This window comes from uncultured Aquimonas sp. (assembly GCF_937888285.1).
In the GTDB taxonomy this organism is placed as follows: Bacteria; Pseudomonadota; Gammaproteobacteria; order Xanthomonadales; family Xanthomonadaceae; genus Aquimonas.
In genome coordinates, this window is the sequence record NZ_CALART010000005.1 from 15,974 (window position 1) to 35,830 (window position 19,857).

Genomic DNA, 19,857 nt, shown 5'->3' on the forward strand with positions numbered 1-19,857 from the left:
ATCGGCCATGCACAAGGCGTCGCCTGCTCATCAACGAGCAGGCGTGGGTTGAAATATCTCGGGCATGAGCGACCTCATCGAAGCCTTCGGTCGCCTGCTCATCAACGAGCAGGCTTGGGGTGAAGGTGCTGCTGCATGCAATTCCTGCTCTCAGGCGGCAAGAGGCCGGGCCGCGAAGGCGCAGACGTTAATCGAACTGGCAAGGCGCATCTCCCCAGTAAGCGGCGGGCGATCGGCGGGATGGGGCTCATGGTGGGCCAGGGCCCACCCTATTCCGCTTGAGGGGGCGCGACTTTCCGTCAGCGGATCGTCCGCTGCTCTACTGCCTGTGTCCTAAATCGTCGCTTCATGGTCTTTCGGGACGCTCGCACCAAGCGCAGACTGACCGCATGAAACCCTCCACACGCACCCGCCAGATTGTTCTCCTCGGCTACGACGGGCTGACCGCGCTGGATCTGACCGGGCCAGCAGAAGTGTTTGCGACGGCGAACGACTGGCTGCGCGAGCGACACCCGCGCGCACGCGCCGCCTATGCGCTGCAGGTGCTGAGCCTGGATGGCCCGAGTTTCGTGGCGGAGAACGGTCTGCGCTTGGTCGCGGACGGACTTCTCGAGGGGCCAACGCCGGCGGATACCTTGATCGTGCCGGGCGGCAAAGGCCTGCGCGAACCCGCGCGGCTTGCACGTGTTGCGATTTGGTTGAAACTGCACCACGCGGGCGTGCGGCGCCTGGCCTCGATCTGCACAGGCGCCTACGCGCTGGCCGAAGCCGGACTGCTGGATGGCCTGCAGGCGACCACCCACTGGAAGCATGCGGCGGCCTTCGCCGCGCGCTATCCGGCCATTGGCCTGGTGATCGATGCGCTGTACCTGCGACAGGGCGCGCTTTACACCTCGGCCGGAGTCACTGCCGGCATCGACCTCTGCCTGTCCCTGGTCGAACAGGACCACGGCAGCGACTGCGCGCTGGCGGTGGCGCGCGAGCTGGTGGTGCATCTCAAGCGCCCCGGCGGGCAGCGCCAGTACTGCGAGCGCCTGGCCTCGCAGGGCGCGGACGATGCACGACTGAGCCGGCTGTCGGCCTGGATCCTCGACCATCTCGATGGCGAGCTGTCGGTGGCAGCGCTGGCCGCGCGCTGCCACTGCAGCGAGCGCCAACCCTCGCGCCTGTTCCTGCGCCACTTCGCGCTTTCGCCCGCGGCCTATGTCGAGCGTCTGCGCGTCGAAGAGGCCGGCCAGCGGCTGATCGCGAGCGGCCTCGGCGTCGAGCGCATCGCGCGCAGCGTGGGTTACCTCAGCGCCGATGTGTTCCGCCGCGCCTTCGAGCGCCACTACGGCATCGCGCCGCTGCAGTACCGCGCGCGGTTTCAATCCCGATCCACCCGCTGAGGCTGTCGACATGACCCACGCTGCACGCCCCATGACAGCTCACCCTGCGAATGCTGCCGCTGCGAGCGTTCGTGCTTCGCTGTTCCTGCTGCTGTCGACGGCGAACGCCCTGGCCTTCGCTGCGGACGCGGTCCACCGCGGCCCGCTCGACTTCGCCGAGGCCTATGCGTTTGCGCGCGCGGCGCTCGATGCCGGCGAGATCCCCTCCGCGGCCTACGCCATTGCCCGCGATGGCGTCGTGCTGCATGCCGCCGCGGTCGGTGCAGCCGATCGTGAGCAGAACATTGCCTCAAGCCTGCAGACGCCGTATGCGCTGGCATCCTTGAGCAAACCGATCACCGCAACCGCGCTGCGCGTGCTGCAGCACGCCTCGGGCCTGTCGATGGATGCGCCGATCCAGCACGTGCTGCCTGCGCTGAGGTCGGAGGAGGACAGTGCTGATCCACTGCAGGGCGTCGCGCTGAGGCGGCTGCTGCATCACACCGCGGGTCTGGGCACCTATGCGCGGATCCACTACGGCGCTGAAATCGCTGGTGCCGCAGCCCGGGCGTCGCTCGCGCAGCGACCCTATCTCCGCACGGTGCAATCCCCGGGGCGGATCGCGGAGTACTCGAACCTCGGCTATGGGCTCATCGGCGCCGCGATCGCAGCGCGCAGCGGCGACTCCTTCGAGGGCTACCTGCAGCGTTCGGTGTTCACTCCCCTGGACATGCGAGATGCGTTCGTCGCCGGTACCGATGCGCATGCGGGCGCGGTCGGCTATGACACTGCGTTGAAGCCGATTGGCCCACTGTGGAACGACACGCCCGGCGCGGGCAACGTGTTCGCGAGCGTCAACGATCTGCTGCGCTTCGGCGCCTTCCATCTCGACCCTTCGCGCTTCGAAGCGATGCTTGCGCTGCTGCCCGCGACGGAAGTCATGGCGATGCGCGGCCCGGACAGCGACGGTGCGGCACATCCGATGTATGGCGACGCCTGGTATGGCCAGGGCTGGTACGTGCGCGGTCCGATCGCCGCACCCGCACAGATCTGGCATGAAGGCGGCATGCCTGGCGCGAGCACCCTGCTTGCGCTCTTTCCTGACCAGGGCCTCGTGCTCACCGTGCTGGTCAACCGCAGCGAGGCCCAGCCCTTTTTGCAGGCGCTGGCCGAACGCCTGCTGCGTGATGCCTGGCCGGAGGCACCCGCGCTGGGCCTGGACCCGACCGTCGATTTCACCCCCTTGAGTGTGCCCACGCGCTTTGGCGGCGATTGGACCGGCACGATCGCGGTGGATGGGCTGGTGCGCAGCGTGAGTCTGCACATCGATCCCGAAGCTGAGAGCCGGTTCGAGTACCTGTCCGGCGTGGAAGGTGAGACCACGCCCGCAGTTCGAGGCTTCCAGGCCATCGTTCGGGGGGACTCGCTGGTCAGCGCTGTGCAAGGTCCCTGGCGGTCGGCTGACGCTCCGGGCGGCGCTGCTGCCCTGCTGCTGAAGCTGAGCCTGCGCGACGACGACACACTGGAAGGCGCGCTGGTGGCCTACGAGGGGCCGGAGCGCCTGCGCTTTCTGCTGCCGTTCGCGCTGAGGCTCCAGCGGGTGGTCGAAGCGCGGGTCAGCGCCGCCGTGGAGCGCTGATCCACGGCGCACTCGACGCTCTCGAGGAACAGAACGCCTGCCGCCCCATGACTTGTCGCCCCCGCGAATGCGGGGGCCCAGTCACAGCCTGACCCAGTCGCAAGATCACTGGATCCCCGCATCCGCGGGGATGACGAATCAAGGTTCGTTGGAGAACGCCCGACCCGAAACGCGCGACCGAGAAACTCTGAGTACCTTGGGCGGGCAAGCCGTGCGCGCCGGCTGCTCGCAGGACTCATGGGAATCGCTCGCGGCGTCGCTCGTCACGAGGAAGCAGTGCAGGACGTGCACACACCGTGTGCGTCCGTTGGTGCGCGACACGCGCACCTACCTGCACCGATGGGTGCGCGGCACGCGCACGCTGTGTGCCGGTGCTGAGGGGCGTCACGACCATGGCCGTGGTGCGCCGCAGCAGCCGATCCCGTATCCTTCGCGCCGCGCGGGCGGCCCTCAACGGCAGGGCGGCCTTGGCAGATGGGGCGCTGTGGAATGCCCCCGTGCCGGGCACGACCCGCTCCCGAACTTCCTTCCCTACCCCGCAGGAGCCAGCCATGGGCCTCGAACTTGTTCCCTCCGGCCGCGATGTGCCGAACGAGATCAACGTCGTCATCGAAATTCCGAAGGACGCCGAGCCGGTCAAGTACGAGGTCGACAAGGACACCGGCGCGATCTTCGTCGACCGCATCCTGTCGACGCCGATGCGCTATCCCTGCAACTACGGCTATGTGCCGCACAGCCTGTGCGGCGACGGTGACCCCGCGGACGTGCTGGTGATCCTGCCGCTGCCGCTGATCCCCGGCTCGGTGATCCGCTGCCGCCCGGTCGGCGTGCTGAAGATGACCGACGAGGCCGGCTCGGACGAGAAGCTGCTGGCCGTGCCGGTCGGCAAGGTGTTTGCCGGCTACAGCCACATCAACGACATCGAGCAGGTCTCGGGCCACTGGCTGGAGCGCATCGGCCACTTCTTCGAGCACTACAAGGACCTGGAGAAGGGCAAGTGGGTGAAGCTGGACGGCTGGGGCAATGCCGCCGAGGCCAAGGCGATCCTGCTGGATGCCATCGAGCGCTACAACAGCAGCGACGACAAGCCGAAGTTCTGATCCACCGCTTGCGAATCCAGCCGCCGAAAGCGGCCTGATCCGCAGGATGCACGCAACGCCCGGCCCATGGCCGGGCGTTGTCGTTTGCGCCGGGCAATCCGCAACTCCGTTGTGGGGCTATCGCCTGTGGGCAGGCTCCCGGGAGCGCAGCGCGGACGAGCTCTGGCTCTGCGAATCCCGAATCCCGAATCCCGCCTGCCACCACAGGCCTGCTCGCGAAGACCGAGTCCGGCCTTCAGCCGCGCACCACCCGATTGCGGCCGCCCTTCTTGGCCGCGTACATCGCTTCGTCTGCACGCCGCAGCAGCTCTTCCGCGCCGGCCTCTGGATACCGCGCGCTGCTGACCACGCCGATGCTGGCCGTGCAGGACAACGGAGCCTCCGGACCGCTGCCGACCAGGGGCAGCAGCTCGATGCGCTCACGCACGCGCTCGGCGAGGCGCAGGCTGGTCGCTTCGTCAGCGCCGACCAGGATCAGCACGAACTCGTCGCCGCCGAGTCGAGCCACCACGTCGCTGGCGCGCACCAGCTGCCGCAGCAGCTGGGCGACGCCGCCGAGCACGCGGTCGCCGCTGGCGTGGCCAAAGCCGTCGTTGATCTGCTTGAAGTGATCGATATCGACGTAGACCAGGCCGAACTCCGTGCCCAGCGCACGGCGACGGTCGACCTCGTCCTGCAGCCGCGCCAGCGCCGTGCGGCGGTTGCCCAGGCCGGTGAGCGGATCGCTCTGGGCAAGCGCGCGCATCTCGTCGCGCTGCCGACGCAGGCTGGCCAGGCGCATCATCAGCATCGAGCTGGAGGCCACGGCGATCCAGGCCGCGCCGCCGACATAGGCCTCGACCTTCCATTCGCCAAACCCGCCTGCTGCGAACACGCCCAAGGTGCTGACCACGGCCAGCGGCAGCACGCCGAGCAGGTTCGCCACCGGCAGCAGGCGCCTGCGCAAGGCACCGGGCAGACAGACCAGGACGACACCGGTGAACAGCAGGAACACGCCGACTTCGGCCCACTGGGTGAAGGCCGGGATATAGCTCCAGGGCACTCCCCAGGCCGCGACCGCAAGCAGCGCGAGCAGGCAGCAGCCGGCGGTGATCAGCAGCACGCCCTTCTCGCCGCGTCGCAGGCGTCCGGAGCGCATCATCAGGAACACGGTGATGCCGGCCACCAGCAGCGGTGAACTCAGCAGGATCCGCAGCCGCGCCTCACCGACCGGCAGCCAGGCCTCGGGGAAGCCCGAAAGCCCGGTGATCATCGCCATCCACACCACCACCAGCGCCGTATTGATCGACAGGCTGAGCAGCGAAACTTCGCGCAGTGCCACCCAGGCCAGCGCGGTGGAGATCACCACGCTGAAGGTGATCGCCAGCATGGCGATGCGGAAGGCGAAGCGCAGCGCATCCAAGCGCTGCACCGACGCCGGTGAACCGACATCGATGACCACCGGCCAGAACTGCAGGGCGGCGCCGGACACGGCCACGCGCACCGGATTGCTGCTGCCCTGGGCGGGCACGAACACGCCGCCGACGCCGGTGCGGAAGCGCGAATCCGCGCGCGCGCCGTCGCCGTACTGGCCGCAATAGACACGATCGCCCTGGCTGATGCGCACCCGATCGACCGCGATGCCGCTCACCAACACGGCCAGAGGCCGCGCTTCCCAGCCCACGGCCGGGGCCTCGATGCGGTAGCTGGTCCAGCCCTCGCCCTCGGCGTCGGAACAGTCCACCGGCAGGCTGCGGACGCCTGCCGACTCGGGATGGGTGCGGATCACCGCCTCGCCCGCCGCGACGACGCTCGCCTGCAGGCACAGCACCAGCAGCGCGAGCAGGAGAGCCGCGAGGCGCGGCGCCATCGACATCTCAGCCGCGCTCCAGCAGCTGGCGCAGATCGATCACCGCGGCATTGGCGCGCGAGACGTAGTTGGCCATCACCAGCGAATGGTTGGCGAAGAAGCCGAAGGGCGAGCCGTTCAGCACCACCGGGCTGCCGAGGTCGTGCTGGCTTTCCTCCAGCTCGCGGATGATCTGGCGCAGGCTGACCAGGGCGTTCTTGTCGCGCAGCACCGGCTCGAAATCGTGCTCGACCGCGCGCAGGAAATGCAGCAGGGCCCAGGTGGTGCCGCGGGCTTCGTAGAACACATCGTCGATCTCGGTCCACGGCGTCTGCACCATTCGGGGCGACACGCCCGGCGTGCTCTGGGTGGCGCTGCGGTCGCCGCCGCGGTCGGTATCGATGCGGATCTGCCCAACGCTGGCCGAGAGCCGCTGCGAGAGCGAGCCCAACCGCTTCTCGACCACCGCCAGCCAATCGGCGAGGTTGTCGGCGCGCGCATAGAACTGCGCGGAATAGGGATCGCTGTCGGAGAGCCGGTCGAGATAGCCCTCGACGTGGCCGATCGCCTTGCGGTACTGGCCTTCCGAGGAGGGCAGCAGCCAGCGATCGGAGGGCGTGGAGAACAGCGGATCGGCTTCCAGCAGGTCGGCGTCCTCGGTGCTCTGCGTCTGCGAGCGGCTGAATTCGTTGCGGAAGGCTTTGGCGAAGTCGCGGGTCTGCACCAGCACGCCGAACTCCCAGTTGGGCAGGTTGTCCATCAGTGCACCCGGCGGCAGTTTGTCGTTGCTGAGATAGCCGCCGCGCTTGTCGAGCAGGGTCTCGGCGACGCGGATCAGGGCCTCGGTGCTGACCGTGCCGACCACCACCGGCTGGCCGCGTTCAGAGGCACGCGCCTTGGCATGGGCGACAACATCGAAGGCATCGGGCTCGTGATCCCACCACCACATGAAGGCGAGGATCAGCAGGGTCGGCAGGCCGATCAGCAGCGCGCCGAGCCAGGCGTAGCGGCGGGTCTTGGGGGTCGTGACGGACATGGTGTACTCCTTCGCGTTGCGGGCCCGCGGTGGCGCAGCATCGCCAGGGCCGCTCGCGGGCCAGTGTAGAGGCCCCGCGTCGACACCGGTGAAGCGGCTGCGCGACCCCGCTTCGCAGCCTCGACCAAAGTCAGGCCCTAATGCCGTTTCGGCTGTTGACACTTCGCGAAAGCCTGTGTTTTGCTGCAGCGCATGAACCGGCAGCCCACCCGCCCCCGCGCTATCGCAATCCCCCGCACCGCCCAGGTGCGGGTGACGAACGCGCGCATCGCGGCCGCAGCGCTCGCGCTCCTCGTACTCGTACTTCTTATTGGCCTGCCACCCGGCGCGGGATAGGAAAGTACGGTCCGAAGAAAGCCTCCAGAGCAGGCCAGGATCCGAAAAAACCGAAAACCCCGCCCCGGCAACGAGGCGGGGTTTTTTATTGCCCGCCTTCCACTCCTCCACCGCCACCAGGACTCCCCCCGTGCAGAGCGACGCAATCAAGACCGGTCCCGCCCGTGCCCCCGCCCGCGCCATGCTGCGCGCCACAGGCCTGGACGACGCCGCGATCGCAAAGCCGCTGGTGGCGGTGGTTCATACCTGGTCGGACGTCAGCCCCTGCAACATCAACCTGCGCGAGTTGGCCGAGCATGTCGGCATCGGCATCAAGCGTGGCGGCGGCACGCCGATCGAGTTCAACACTATCGCCGTGACCGACGGCATCGCCATGGGCTCGGACGGCATGCGCGCCTCCCTGCCCTCGCGCGAGGTCATCGCCGATTCCATCGAGCTGGCGGTGCGCGGCCACTGCCTGGATGCGGTGGTGCTGCTGGTCGGCTGCGACAAGACCATTCCCGCCGCGGCGATGGCGCTGGGCCGGATGAACCTGCCGGGCCTCATCCTGTACGGCGGCACCATCCTGCCCGGCCGCTGCAAGGACAAGGCGGTCACCATCCAGGACGTGTTCGAGGCGGTGGGGGCGCATTCCGCCGGGCGCATCGACGAGGCCGAGCTGGCCGAGGTCGAGAAAGCGGCCTGCCCCGGCGCCGGCGCCTGCGGCGGCCAGTTCACCGCCAACACCATGGCCATGGTGCTGACCTTCCTCGGCCTGTCGCCGATGGGCCTGAACGATATCCCCGCACCGGCAACGGAGAAACGCGAGGCCGCGCAGGCCTGCGGCGAACAGGTGATGCGGCTGTTCGCGAACAATGGGCCGCTGCCGCGCGAGATCATCACGACTGAGAGCCTGCGCAATGCCGCGCGCGCGGTCTCGGCCACCGCCGGCTCGACCAATGCCGCCCTGCATCTCTTGGCGATCGCGCACGAGGCCGGCGTGGCCTTCGATCTGGAAGAGTTCCAGGCGGCATCGAGCGTGCCGGTCATTGCCGATCTCAAGCCCGGCGGCCGCTACACCGCCGCCGAGCTGTACACCATGGGCGGCACCGCCCTGGTCGCCAAAGAAATGAAGGCCGCCGGCCTGCTGGCCGATGCGCCGACAGTGACCGGGCGCAGCTTCTTCGCCGAGATCGATGCCGCACCGGCAGGCGACCCGAACCAGGATGCCGTTCGCCCGCTGAGCCATCCGCTGAAGCCCAGCGGCGGCTACTCGATCCTCTACGGCAACCTCGCGCCCGAGGGCTGCATCGTCAAGCTGGCCGGTCACGGCCGCCGTCGCCATGAAGGTCCGGCGCGCGTGTTCGATTCCGAAGACGCGGCGTTTGCCGCCGTGCAGGCGCGCGAGATCAAGGCCGGCGACATCGTGGTGATCCGCTTCGAAGGCCCGGCCGGCGGCCCCGGCATGCGCGAGATGCTGGCCGTCACCGCGGCCCTGGTCGGCCAGGGCCTGGGCAACGAGGTCGCGCTGATCACCGATGGCCGCTTCAGCGGTGCCACCCACGGCTTCATGGTCGGCCACGCCAGCCCGGAGGCCGCGCGCGGCGGCCCGATCGCGCAGCTGGCCGATGGCGACACCGTGATCATCGACGTCGATCGGCGCGTGCTGGAAACCACCGCCGACCTCTCGCGCCGCATCCCTGCCCGCATCGCCCCGCGTGTTGAGACCGGCGTGCTGGCCAAGTACGCCCGGCTGGTCAGCTCCGCCTCGCGCGGCGCGATCACCACCGGCTGAAACCGCACCCCCGAACCTCGCCCCCGCGAACGACCCACACCTACCACCGCACCGCCCTTCCAAGGAACCGACGATGAGCCAGCCGAACAATCCAGCCGCCACCCTGCCCCGCGTCGCCATCATCGGCTACGGCAGCCAGGGCCGCGCCCACGCCCTCAATCTGCGCGACTCCGGCGCCGACGTGATCATCGGCCTGCGCCCGGGCGGCCCGACCGAGGCCAAGGCGAAAGCGGACGGTTTCACCGTCAAGTCGCCGGCAGATGCGATCCGCGAAGCCGGCCTGATCGCGGTGCTGACGCCGGACATGGTGCAGCCGCAGCTGTATCGCGAGCACATCGAGCCGAACATCCAGAAGGGCGCTTGCCTGCTGTTCGCGCACGGCCTGAACGTGCACTACGGCGAAATCGCGCCGCGCGAGGATCTCGACGTGATCCTGGTCGCGCCCAAGGGCCCGGGCGCACTGGTCCGACGCGAGTTCGAGATCGGTCGCGGCGTGCCCTGCGTCTACGCCGTCCATGCTGACCGTTCGGGCAAGGCCGAGCAGCTGGCCCTGGCCTACTGCGCCGGCGTCGGCGGCGCGCGCGCCAAGGCGATCAAGACCACGTTCAAGGAAGAAACCGAGACCGATCTGTTCGGCGAGCAGGCGGTGCTCTGCGGTGGCGCGACCAAGCTGGTGCTCGCTGGCTGGGAAACCCTGGTCGAGGCCGGCTACCAGCCCGAGATTGCCTACTACGAGTGCCTGCACGAGCTGAAACTCATCGTCGATCTGCTCTACGACGGCGGCCTGACCCGCATGCACGAGTTCATCAGCGAGACCGCGCAGTACGGTGACCTGACCCGCGGCCCGCGCGTCATCGATGCCGACACCAAGGCCCGCATGAAGGACATCCTGACCGAGATCCAGGACGGCACCTTCGCGCGCCAGTGGATCGCCGAGTACAAGGCCGGCAACCCCGAGTACCAGCGCCTGAAGCAGGCCGATCTGGACCATCCGATCGAGAAGATCGGCAAGACCCTGCGCGCCGAGATGGCCTGGCTGAATGCCGCGCCCAAGGCCGAGACCAAGCCCGCCGCCGACGCCCCCGCCGCCAAACCGCAGGACGCCGCCGCATGAACGCCCGCGCCGCCCACAGCCTGGACGCGTCTGACGCGTCGGCCGAACCCGCCGCCGCGCAGATCGCGGCGGCGGCCTTCAAGCCCGCCAAGAACGGCGCCGAACTGATGGCCCGCTGCCTTGAGGCCGAAGGCACCGAGGTGCTGTTCGGCTACCCGGGCGGCGCGATCATGCCCTTCTACGACGCGCTCACCGGCTCGCCGATGCGCCACATCCTGGTCCGCCACGAGCAGGGCGCCGCGCTCGCCGCCAACGGCTTCGCGCGCGCGTCGGGCAAGGTCGGGGTGTGCGTGGCCACCTCGGGCCCCGGTGCGTCCAACCTGGTCACCGGCATCGCTGATGCCTTTCTGGACTCGGTGCCGATGGTGGTGCTGACCGGCCAGGTGCCCACCACCCTGATGGGCACCGATGCCTTCCAGGAGCTGGACGTCTACGGCATGACCCTGCCGATCGTGAAGCACAGCTTCCTGCTGCGCTCGATCGAAGACATGCCCAAGGTCGTCCACGAAGCCTTCCGCATCGCCAAGAGCGGCCGGCCCGGGCCGGTGCTGATCGATTTCCCGAAAGACGTGCAGAACGCGCCGGCGCAGCATCTGCGTCCGCTGCCGCCTTCGGTGCAGGGCACCCTGCCGCAGCCCTCGGCCGCGCACCTGATCGAGGCCATCGCCGCGATCGCCTCGGCCGAACGGCCGGTGGTCTACGCGGGCCAGGGCGTGGTGCTGGGCGATGCGGTCGCCGAGTTCCGCGCCTTCGTCGAGTCGGCCCGTCTGCCGACCGTGCAGACCCTGCGCGGCCAGGGCAACCTGCCGCCCGACCATCCCTACCTGATCGGCATGCTGGGCATGCACGGTACCCGTGCGGCAAACACGGCGGTGCAGGAATGCGACCTGCTGATCTGCGTCGGCGCCCGTTTCGACGACCGCGCCACCGGCAAGCTGAGCGAGTTCGCGCCCAACGCGCGCGTCATCCATCTGGACGCCGACCCGGCCGAGATCAGCAAGCTGCGGCGTGCCGACGTGCCGCTCTATGGCGACTTGCGCGATTCGCTGCGCGGGCTGGCCGCGGCGCGCAGCAACTGCGAGGACTGGCACCAGCGCTGCCAGCGCATGCGCGCGCTGTCGGCGCCGCGCTACGACGCGCCGGGCAAGGGCGTGTACGCGCCGGCCCTGCTGAAGCGCCTGTCCGAGCTGATGCCGCCCGACACCGTGGTCGCCTGCGATGTCGGCCAGCACCAGATGTGGGTGGCCCAGCACTGGCGCTTCCACCATCCGCGCAACCATCTGACCTCCGGCGCGCTGGGCACCATGGGCTTCGGCCTGCCGGCAGCGATGGGCGCGCAGTTCGGCTGCCCGGATCGGCCCGTCGTGCTGGTCTCGGGCGACGGCAGCATCATGATGAACATCCAGGAGCTGGCCACCGTCGCGCGCTGCAAGCTGCCGATCAAGATGGTGCTGCTGGACAACAGTTCGCTGGGCATGGTCCGGCAGTGGCAGGAGCTGTTCTTCGCGAAGAACTTCAGCGAGATCGACCTCTCCGACAACCCCGACTTCGCCGCGCTGACCCGCGTGTTCGGTATCCCCGCCGTGCGCCTGGAGCGCCGCGAGGACACCGAGGCCGCGCTGCGCGAGCTGATGGCGACCCCGGGCCCTGCACTGCTGCACGTGATCATCGACGCCCGCGCCAACGTCTGGCCGCTGGTGCCACCCAACCACAGCAACGCCACCATGCTGGACGAGACCGAAGCCCATGCGATTCCGGCTTGACCTGACCCTGCGCCCGGCCGAAGGCGCGCTGCTGCGCGTGCTGGGCACGGCCGAGCGCCGCGGCTACACGCCGCTGGCCATCGAAGGCCAGCGCTCCAACGACGGCAGCGCCTGGAATCTTGCGCTCACGCTTGAGGGCGAACGCGCCGCCGAAGGCCTGTGCCGACAGATGGAAAAGCTCTACGACTGCCTGAAGGTGGAGGTGGCCGAATGTCCCTGAGCCTCTGGTACAACGGCGACATCGTGCGCGTCGACGAGATCGGCATCCACCCGCTCGCCCACGGCCTGCACTACGGCACCGGCGTGTTCGAGGGCATCCGCGCCTACGCCACGCCGGACGGCGCCGCGGTGTTCCGCCTGCGCGACCACCTCGATCGCATGGCCCGCGGCTGCGAGGCGCTGGGCATCAGGTTTTCGATCGGCGAGTTCGAGGCGGCGACGCTGGCCGTGCTGCGCGCGAACCGGCACCGCGACGCCTACATCCGCCCGCTGGCGACCTATGCGCGCGGCGGCCTCGGGCTCGATGTCGAAGTGCTGGGCGAGGACGTGCTGGTCGCCTCGATGCCGTGGAAGCCGCATCTGGGCAGCGAGCGGGTCAGGCTCACCCACAGCCCCTACCGCCGCAACACGGCGGCGGCGATTCCGCCGCTGAAGCTCTGCGGGGCCTACGTCAACTCGATCCTGGCCAAGCGCGAGGCGACTTCGCGCGGCTTCGGCGAAGCCCTGTTCACCGACGCGCAGGGGCAGGTGGTCGAGTGCACCGGCGAAAATGTGTTCATGGTGAAGGACGGGCGAGTGACGGCCGTCGAACACCCCGACGCCCTGCCCGGCATCACCCGCGCCACGGTGATGGAGCTGGCCGGCGCGGAGTCGCGTACGGTGTCGCTGGAAGAGCTCGCAGACGCCGACGAGATCTTCCTCACCGGCACCTCGGCCGAGATCGCCCAGGTCGGCTGGCTGGATCAGCGCGAGCTCGGCGCCAACCCGATCAGCATGGAGCTGCGGCGCCTGTACCAGCGCGTGGTGACCGGGCAGGAGGCTGCGCGCCATGGGTGGCTGACGACGTATTGAGCGGCGCTCCGTGCGGACGCGAGGGCGGCTTGGGTGCAGCGGTGCACACGGCTTTGCGATGAAGGCAGGTGCGGGACCGGGGCGCGCTTGGAATAGAGGGGACCGGGGCCGGTGTTGAGCGCATGGTGGGCCAGGGCCCACCCTATGAGCCGCCGTCCGCCCCATCCCCAACGAAATCACCGCGGATCACTTGCCTCGGTTCCGGCCCACGGAACCTCATAGGGTGGGCCCTGGCCCACCGCGAGCTGTGCACTGTCCCCAATACCGGGCGCATCTCGAACCTCCCCTGCCCCGCTTCGCAGCTGCTGACGCCGCCGCTGCGTCCGCGGCTCTTGAATTCGCAGCTCCCGCCCCCATTCTGCGCCCACCTTTGAGATTGCCCCGGAGCACCCCATGCCCCTCTACGGATTCGAATGCGGCGCCTGCGGCCACAGCTTCGAGCGCCTGCAGAAGCTCTCCGATGCCGACCCGAGCACCTGCCCTGCCTGTGGCGCCGAACAGGTCCGTCGACAGGTGAGCGCGCCCAGCTTCCGTCTGGCCGGCGGCGGCTGGTATGAGACCGACTTCAAGAAGGACGGCGACAAGAAGCGCAACCTGGCGGGCGACAGCAGTGGCTCGGGCGGCGCCGACGCCAAGCCCGCCAGCAGCGAGAGCAAGCCCGCCGCCAGCAGCGAAGCCAAGCCGGCCGCGACGGGCACCTGAGCTCCTCGCGTGCTCCCGGTCGGGCGCTGGCGCTGGCGCTGGCGCTGCAAGCGGAATGCTCCATCGGCCCCGCAGCGCGCAGCGCGAGCCGCCCAGCACCTCCCTGTCGCATCTGCCGCCCTGGCGCCGTAACCTCGCGGAATCCCACGCCGGAGTCCCACCCATGCGCCCCTCGCAGACCCTGTTCGTCCGCATCACCGTCCTGCTGCTGGCCGTCGGCCTCGGGGCCTGCGCCCCTTCGAGCGAGGAAGCGCCGGCCGCCGCGGCCAGCTCTGCCGCCAGTGAAGCCGCACCGAGCGGGGCGGACACCGCGGCCACCGCGGAAGTCGCCGCCAGCGAAGGCGCGAACGCCCTGCAGCTCAACATCGACGGCAGCGACCACGCGGTCCGCAACGCCTCCGGCAGCGCCATGCGCCTGCCGGTGATCGACGCCGAGGGCGTCGAATCGCTGACGCTCGAGGTCTACAACGAAGCCAACACCCTGTACGCCAAGGCCGACCTGTTCGTCGCCGCCTCCGAGACCTCCGAGGGCAGCTACCAGCTCGGCAGCTTCGGCAGCGAGGGGGTGCGCAATACCCCGCGACGCGGCCAGCTGACGCTCGCGATCGAAGGAGCGGACGGCCGCCGCATGATCGCCAGCGCCGACGGCGAACTGCGCCTGCGCCGCGAAGGCCAGGCCCTGGTCGCCGACTTCGAGTTCAGCCGCAGCGCCTTCATGGGCGAGTCGCCCGTGCAGGCGCGTGGCCAGCTGCGTATCGGCGAGGCTGGCGACATCCGCTGAAGACACGAGGCGCCCGCGGCGCCCCATGGGGCGCAGACCTTGCATGCCTCGCCGGCATTCGCGGCACAAACCGGACGTGCCGCCCGCCGGAGAGCGCTGATGCCCGAGTCCATCCTGCATGTCTACGCGCAGGACTTTCCCCGTGACATGTCGACCGTGGTCGGCACGCCACAAGCGCTGCGTGCACTGGGCGCGGCGATCAACCAGGCACTGAAGCAGGGCGAAGCCCACACCGTCGAGGTCGAGGACACGGCCGGCGATGGCTACGTCGTGCGGGTCTGCTGCCGTCGCCCGCACCGCAGCGAACCGCCGCCGGGCCGCCATCGCGAGAAGCTCGGAAAGGCCGACAGCGACCCCTTGCCCAACAGCTTCTGGGAGCGTCTGGGCACGCGCTGAAGCCACACCAGCACTCCAGATCAGGCGCCCGGAGGCCACTCGGGCACCCGGGACGCAGGCCGTGAGGCGGCGAACAGCCGACAGTCAGAGCGCAGCGCGCACAGCCAGCTCGCGCAGACGCTGCGGGATTTCGTCCGCCGGCACGGGGCGACTGAACAGGTAGCCCTGGGCGGCATCACAGCCCTGCTCGCGCAGGTGGCTCCACACGTCCTCGCTCTCCACGCCCTCGGCGACCACCGACAGCCCCAGACTGTGCGCGAGATGGATGACCGCGCGGGCGATCGAGGCGGCATTGGCGTCGGTGAGCAGATCGACGACGAAGCTGCGATCGATCTTGAGCTGCTCCAGCGGCAGGCGCCTGAGATAGGACAGGGACGAGAAACCGGTGCCGAAATCGTCTAGCGAAAAGCCGAGGCCGAGCGCGCGCAGCTCGTGCATGCGCGCGATCGCCGAATCCACCTGGTCGAGCAGCAGGCTTTCGGTCAGCTCCAGCTTGATCCGCTGCGGGTCCGCTCCGGTGGTCTCGAGCGCGCCGCGGATCTGCGAGACGAACTCGCGGCTGCGGAACTGGCGCGCGCTGACGTTGACCGCGATATTCAGGTCGCGCGTCGCGGGGTCGCCCTGCCAGGCGACCTGCTGGCGACAGGCCTCGACGAAGGCTGCGGCGCCCATCGGCACGATCAGGCCGGTCTCCTCTGCCAGCGGAATGAACTCCGCGGGCGACACCAGCCGGCCGTCGTCGCGCTGCCAGCGGATCAGCGCCTCGACCCCGATCACGCCCTGCGGGTGATTCCACTGCGGCTGGTAGTGCAGGACGAACTGACCGTGCTCGACGGCATCGCGCAGCTCGGCCTCCAGGCGCGAGCGCGCCTCCACCACGCTCTGCATCGCCGGGTCGAAAAAGCGCACCGCGTTCTTGCCATCGGCCTTGGCCTGGTAGAGGGCGAGGTCGGCCTGCTTCATGACGCTGTCCGCAGTCGCGCCCTGCCCTCCGAACAGCGCGATGCCGATGCTGGCGGTACAGCGATGCTCGGCGTCTCCGATCTGGTAGCTGGCGGCGAGGCGGTCGCCGATGCGGCGGGCTTCGCGGGCGACCAGGGCGGCCGTGGCGTCGGCGTCCTCCGCGAAGTGTTCCAGCAGCACCACGAACTCGTCGCCGCCCAGCCGCGCCACGGTGTCGGTTTCGCGCACGGCGTCCAGCAGCCGCTTCGCGACCAGCATCAGCAGCTGGTCGCCGGCATCGTGGCCGCGGGTGTCGTTGAGCTGCTTGAAGTTGTCGAGGTCGATGAACAGCAGCGCGCCGCGCAGACCCTCGCGCTCGCTGGCCTTCAGCGCATGCTGCAGCCGGTCCAGCAGCAGCCGGCGGTTCGGCAGGTGGGTCAGGGCGTCGTAGTAGGCGAGGCGGACGATGGTCTCCTCGGCGCGCTTGCGCTGGGTGATGTCCTGCATCACGCCGACGTAGTGGCTGATCGCACCGTGCTCGTCCTTGACCGCCGTGATGCTCAGGAACTCGGGGTAGAGCTCGCCGCTCTTGCGGCGGTTCCACAGCTCACCGCGCCAGACGCCCACCGTGGCCAGCTCCGACCACATCGCGCGATAGAACTCGGCTCCCTGCTTGCCGGAGCGCACCAGATCGCCCTGCCGGCGGCCGATGGCCTCCTCGCGGCTGTAGCCGGTGATCTCGCAGTAGGCGCTGTTCACCTGCTGGACGATCGAATGGGCGTCGGTGATGACGATGGCATCGGCGGCTTCGAGCGCCACCGCGGCGATGCGCTGCTGGTCCAGCAGGCGCATCTGCGCGGTCAGGTCATCGGTGACGATGATGATGCCGCCGACCTCGCCGCGCTCGTCCTGCCAGGGCTGGATGGCCCAGCGCAGCCACTGGCGCTGGCCGTCGCTGCGCTCCCACAGGTCCATGTCGCTTTGCAGGTGCTCGCCGGCCAGGCCGCGGGCATGCAGCTCGCGCCAGCGCTCCGGCAGGTCCGGCAGCAGCGTGTAGTGCGAGACGCCAACCAGATCGGAGCTGGCCAGGCCAAAGCTGGCGCGCCAGCGCTGGCTCGCCGCCAGGTAGCACATGTCGCGGTCGAACATCGCCACGCTGATGGGCGCCTGTTCGACGAAGGTGCGCAGCTGGGCGCGACTCTCGGCCAGCAGGCGCTGCTGCCGGCTGCGCTCGGTGATGTCGCGGGAAATGCCGAACACGCCGATGCGCTCGCCGCGCGCGTCGCGCACCAGCCCCTTGGTGGCCAGGAAGACCGCATCCGGCTGGCCCGGCAGGCTCAGCTGCTCTTCGCCGGTGCGGGTCTCGCCGGAGGCGAGGATCGACAGATCGATCTGGCGCAGCATGCGCGCCTGCTCGGGCGGGAACAGGTCGGCGTCGGTGCGTCCCAGCAGGTCCTCGACGCTGAAGCCGACCATGCGCGCGCCCTGCGCATTGCACATCAGATAGCGCCCTTCGGGGTCCTTGACGAAGATCGCGTCGGAGGCGCCTTCGATGACCGCGCCCAGCAGGCTGCGCACGCGCCGCGCCTCGCGCTCCAGTGACTCCCGCTGGGTCTCATCGCGGAGCACCACCACTCGCCCACGCTCGCGCCCCTGCTCGACCAGCGCGAACTCCTCGATGCGCAGGGCGAGCTGCGCGCCGTCGGGCCGCGACATTCGGACCAATCCGGCCTCGTCCGGAGGGAGGCTGCGGCCAGCGGCGGGGGCACCCTCAGCAGCCTGTGCACCCAGCAGGCTGTCGAGCCGGCAGCCGCGTGCCGCGTCCGCGGTGCGACCCAGGATCGTCGTCGCCGCGCGGTTCATCGAGCGCACGCGACCCTCGGCGTCCAGCACCACGACGCCATCGCCGATCGCGGTCAGGGTCGCGGTCGTGGCCATCGCCTCGCGCTGGGCCGACTCGCGGGCCCGATGCAGGCTGCTGCTGATCAGGCTGCCGGCGGCGCCGCTGATGGCCAGCAGCAGCAGCTGCAGGTGTTCAACCGTGCCCGGGTCGCGCGCTTCGATGCCGTGCCAGTACATCGACTGCGCGGTGATCAGCAGCGCCACCGCAGTACTCAGCAGGCCCGGGCCCCAGCCACCCAACAGGGCCGATACGAAGATCGCCGGCACGAACACCAGCAGCAGGCCGGTTTCCGCACCGACCGCATCGAGCACCAGGGCGCGCAGCACGCCGACGGTGGCAGTCAGCAGCAGGGCGAGCAGATAGCCCGGCCAGCGCTGCCAGCGACGCCAGTCGAAGCCGCGGTCGGAGGAGATCTCGGCGTCCTGCAGGAATCGCACATGGCGCATGCCAAGCGCGAATGCGCAGCCGGACAGCACCACGAACAGCAGCCCCTTGGCCATCGACAGCCGCGCGATCGCATCGACGTCGATCAGGCGCGCCAGCAGCGCGTCGGAGCCAACGATCCAGACCGCTCCGAACAGCGCATAGGCCAGCGTTGCCCTGAGAATGAAGCGATCCACCGCGTGCAGGAGCATGAGCCGTCTCCGAGGGGCATTTGGGCAGGGCGACATCGGCACCCCGCCATGGCCCCTACTCTGGCATGAAGCGGTCGTCGCCCGAATGCGCCGCGCCGTCGCAAGGCGCAGGTCCTTGCGGGGCGCGAAACGTTCGCGGCACATCGCAGGCGCTGCCAGGCAGGCCACAGCACTGCAACACGCCAGGTCCAGACTGGCGGCCCGCAGCAGCCGGGCCGGGACCACCATGCCAAACCACCCCTGCGCGCGGCTGATCGCCGTGCTCATCAGCGGCCTCGTCGTCCAGCAGGCGACCGCGCAGACAGCACCTGACGCGGCCCGCGGACAGCAGCGTTATCTGGAGGTGTGCGGGCGCTGCCACGAGCCCGACCCGCGCACCGATCGGCCGCGCCAGGCCATAGGCGTCCCCGGCGGCGTCCGCACCGCCACCGAAGTCATCTCGCCCATGCGATTCCTGCAGACCGTGCTGGACGCGCGCGACATCGCCGACATCCAGGCCTGGCTCGACAGCCTGTCGCCGCTCTACATCCGCGACACGCGTGCCCTCAGCGGCGCGTGGTACGACCCCGCCAGCTCGGGCCAGGGCTTCAGCTTCTCGGTGCTGGCCGGCGATGGCTTCGCCTTCGTCTTTCACGGTCACCGCAATGTCGGCGTCAATCTCACCCTGGTCGGCAGCACCGTGCATCGTCCGCGCTACGGCGAGCCCTTCAGCCTGAGCGCGCTGGCGGTCGAAGGCGGCCGCTTCGGCGCCTTCGACCCGGCGCAGATCCGCCGACCGCTATGGGGCAGGCTGGAGCTGCGATTCCTCGACTGCGGCCGCGCCGAGGCCAGGCTGGAGGGGCGCGACGGCATACAGCAGCTGCAGCTGCAGGCGCTGACGCCGCTTGAAGGGCTGCGCTGCGATTGATCGCCTCGCTGCGCCCCTTGCCTGGGCGCCCGCGCTGTTGTGGGCGACGCGCCAGGCGGGACCTTCCTTGAAGCCGGGGCGCTGGCGATGTGGTCACTCGGGCTCTTCAACCCGACGCCTGCGCTGCGCATCCAGCGGACTCAAAGGGTGTGAGAACCCAGACGCCGTAGCGAGGGCGCCTCTGGGCGGTCGTGGCAAAGCGCGGTACGTCAATCCGAGGGCGTTTGGCGAGCCAGCGACCACAGAATTCTCAAAGCGCGCTGCCGCCACGGACAGCCAGGGTCGGCCGCGTTAGGCGGATGGTTCTCACATGCTTTCAGCGCAGCTCGAACCGATCGGCAAACACCTCCACCGCCAACCGCAGCAGTACATCCGCGCAGTCGAGGCGCGGGTAGTCCAGGGTCATCGGCGGTCGCAGCAGGCGTACGGTCGAGGCCTCCAGTGCAGCCCCGATTTCATCCGACGTGGCCGTGGGCGCTGCCTGCTTGAGCACGGCGATGCAGCCCGCGGTCATCGGTGCGGCCATCGATGTGCCAGAGAAGGTCGGGCCATTTGCGCTGATG

Annotated in this window: 16 protein-coding genes and 1 CRISPR repeat array (1 of these 17 running past the window's edge); of the genes, 12 read left to right on the top strand and 4 right to left on the bottom strand. The window is 69.5% G+C overall.

The window, feature by feature from the left end; all coding sequences use genetic code 11:
• Positions 1–126: direct repeats of the CRISPR family, unit length 37 nt (it extends 5,889 nt beyond the left edge of the window).
• Between the two features lie 263 nt (positions 127–389).
• The 3 genes from Q0654_RS00490 to ppa all read left to right on the top strand — a co-directional run bounded on the left by Q0654_RS00490 (position 390) and on the right by ppa (position 4,106).
• Entirely contained in the window at positions 390–1,388 is a 999-nt protein-coding gene (locus Q0654_RS00490; protein WP_298849380.1) for a helix-turn-helix domain-containing protein, read from the top strand.
• 31 nt (positions 1,389–1,419) lie between these two features.
• Positions 1,420–3,006 (top strand): serine hydrolase domain-containing protein, encoded by a 1,587-nt coding sequence (locus tag Q0654_RS00495; protein ID WP_298849382.1) that lies wholly within the window; start codon positions 1,420–1,422, stop codon positions 3,004–3,006.
• Positions 3,007–3,557: 551 nt separating this feature from the next.
• Positions 3,558–4,106: an inorganic diphosphatase gene (gene ppa, locus Q0654_RS00500; protein ID WP_298849384.1), complete on the top strand. Its 549-nt coding sequence runs from the start codon at positions 3,558–3,560 to the stop codon at positions 4,104–4,106.
• A gap of 235 nt (positions 4,107–4,341) precedes the next feature.
• On the opposite strand, the gene Q0654_RS00505 is transcribed toward ppa, so the two are convergent.
• Positions 4,342–5,955: a GGDEF domain-containing protein gene (locus Q0654_RS00505; RefSeq protein WP_298849385.1), complete on the bottom strand. Its 1,614-nt coding sequence runs from the start codon at positions 5,953–5,955 to the stop codon at positions 4,342–4,344.
• Between the two features lie 7 nt (positions 5,956–5,962).
• Positions 5,963–6,970: a DUF2333 family protein gene (locus Q0654_RS00510; protein WP_298849387.1), complete on the bottom strand. Its 1,008-nt coding sequence runs from the start codon at positions 6,968–6,970 to the stop codon at positions 5,963–5,965.
• 466 nt (positions 6,971–7,436) lie between these two features.
• On the opposite strand from Q0654_RS00510, the gene Q0654_RS00515 reads away from it, so the two are divergent.
• The 8 genes from Q0654_RS00515 (at position 7,437) to Q0654_RS00550 (ending at position 14,907) form a co-directional block, all read left to right on the top strand.
• A complete protein-coding gene (locus Q0654_RS00515) occupies positions 7,437–9,080 on the top strand; it encodes a dihydroxy-acid dehydratase (protein WP_298849389.1) in 1,644 nt (547 codons plus the stop codon).
• 73 nt (positions 9,081–9,153) lie between these two features.
• Complete coding sequence (gene ilvC, locus Q0654_RS00520; protein WP_298849391.1) at positions 9,154–10,194, top strand: ketol-acid reductoisomerase; 1,041 nt, start codon at positions 9,154–9,156, stop codon at positions 10,192–10,194.
• On the top strand, positions 10,191–11,957 hold the full coding sequence (gene ilvG, locus Q0654_RS00525; protein ID WP_298849393.1) for an acetolactate synthase 2 catalytic subunit: 1,767 nt from the start codon (positions 10,191–10,193) through the stop codon (positions 11,955–11,957). Before ilvC ends, ilvG begins: the two co-directional genes overlap by 4 nt.
• Entirely contained in the window at positions 11,941–12,177 is a 237-nt protein-coding gene (locus tag Q0654_RS00530; RefSeq protein ID WP_298849395.1) for an ACT domain-containing protein, read from the top strand. Before ilvG ends, Q0654_RS00530 begins: the two co-directional genes overlap by 17 nt.
• Positions 12,168–13,028, top strand: a complete 861-nt coding sequence (locus tag Q0654_RS00535; protein WP_298849397.1) for an aminotransferase class IV — start codon at positions 12,168–12,170, stop codon at positions 13,026–13,028. Before Q0654_RS00530 ends, Q0654_RS00535 begins: the two co-directional genes overlap by 10 nt.
• A gap of 393 nt (positions 13,029–13,421) precedes the next feature.
• Positions 13,422–13,730, top strand: coding sequence for a zinc ribbon domain-containing protein (locus tag Q0654_RS00540; RefSeq protein WP_298849399.1), 309 nt, complete (start codon positions 13,422–13,424; stop codon positions 13,728–13,730).
• A gap of 163 nt (positions 13,731–13,893) precedes the next feature.
• Positions 13,894–14,511, top strand: coding sequence for a hypothetical protein (locus Q0654_RS00545; protein ID WP_298849401.1), 618 nt, complete (start codon positions 13,894–13,896; stop codon positions 14,509–14,511).
• 99 nt (positions 14,512–14,610) lie between these two features.
• Complete coding sequence (locus tag Q0654_RS00550) at positions 14,611–14,907, top strand: hypothetical protein (RefSeq protein WP_298849403.1); 297 nt, start codon at positions 14,611–14,613, stop codon at positions 14,905–14,907.
• An 84-nt stretch (positions 14,908–14,991) separates the two neighbouring features.
• Here the strand turns inward: Q0654_RS00550 and Q0654_RS00555 are convergent, their stop codons facing one another.
• Positions 14,992–18,387, bottom strand: a complete 3,396-nt coding sequence (locus Q0654_RS00555; protein WP_298849405.1) for an EAL domain-containing protein — start codon at positions 18,385–18,387, stop codon at positions 14,992–14,994.
• A 226-nt stretch (positions 18,388–18,613) separates the two neighbouring features.
• Here Q0654_RS00555 and Q0654_RS00560 point away from each other — a divergent pair, with 226 nt between their 5' ends.
• Complete coding sequence (locus Q0654_RS00560; protein WP_298849406.1) at positions 18,614–19,294, top strand: hypothetical protein; 681 nt, start codon at positions 18,614–18,616, stop codon at positions 19,292–19,294.
• 316 nt (positions 19,295–19,610) lie between these two features.
• Here the strand turns inward: Q0654_RS00560 and Q0654_RS00565 are convergent, their stop codons facing one another.
• Positions 19,611–19,856, bottom strand: a complete 246-nt coding sequence (locus Q0654_RS00565; RefSeq protein ID WP_298849442.1) for a S8 family serine peptidase — start codon at positions 19,854–19,856, stop codon at positions 19,611–19,613.
• Between the last annotated feature and the right edge of the window lies 1 nt (position 19,857).

Coding starts and splice junctions, on each gene's coding strand:
- Q0654_RS00490 (WP_298849380.1), top strand. CDS start 390: ATGAAACCCTCCACACGCACCCGCCAGATTGTTCTCCTCGGCTACGAC.
- Q0654_RS00495 (WP_298849382.1), top strand. CDS start 1,420: ATGACAGCTCACCCTGCGAATGCTGCCGCTGCGAGCGTTCGTGCTTCG.
- ppa (WP_298849384.1), top strand. CDS start 3,558: ATGGGCCTCGAACTTGTTCCCTCCGGCCGCGATGTGCCGAACGAGATC.
- Q0654_RS00505 (WP_298849385.1), bottom strand. CDS start 5,955: ATGGCGCCGCGCCTCGCGGCTCTCCTGCTCGCGCTGCTGGTGCTGTGC.
- Q0654_RS00510 (WP_298849387.1), bottom strand. CDS start 6,970: ATGTCCGTCACGACCCCCAAGACCCGCCGCTACGCCTGGCTCGGCGCG.
- ilvC (WP_298849391.1), top strand. CDS start 9,154: ATGAGCCAGCCGAACAATCCAGCCGCCACCCTGCCCCGCGTCGCCATC.
- ilvG (WP_298849393.1), top strand. CDS start 10,191: ATGAACGCCCGCGCCGCCCACAGCCTGGACGCGTCTGACGCGTCGGCC.
- Q0654_RS00530 (WP_298849395.1), top strand. CDS start 11,941: ATGCGATTCCGGCTTGACCTGACCCTGCGCCCGGCCGAAGGCGCGCTG.
- Q0654_RS00535 (WP_298849397.1), top strand. CDS start 12,168: ATGTCCCTGAGCCTCTGGTACAACGGCGACATCGTGCGCGTCGACGAG.
- Q0654_RS00540 (WP_298849399.1), top strand. CDS start 13,422: ATGCCCCTCTACGGATTCGAATGCGGCGCCTGCGGCCACAGCTTCGAG.
- Q0654_RS00545 (WP_298849401.1), top strand. CDS start 13,894: ATGCGCCCCTCGCAGACCCTGTTCGTCCGCATCACCGTCCTGCTGCTG.
- Q0654_RS00550 (WP_298849403.1), top strand. CDS start 14,611: ATGCCCGAGTCCATCCTGCATGTCTACGCGCAGGACTTTCCCCGTGAC.
- Q0654_RS00555 (WP_298849405.1), bottom strand. CDS start 18,387: ATGCTCCTGCACGCGGTGGATCGCTTCATTCTCAGGGCAACGCTGGCC.
- Q0654_RS00560 (WP_298849406.1), top strand. CDS start 18,614: ATGCCAAACCACCCCTGCGCGCGGCTGATCGCCGTGCTCATCAGCGGC.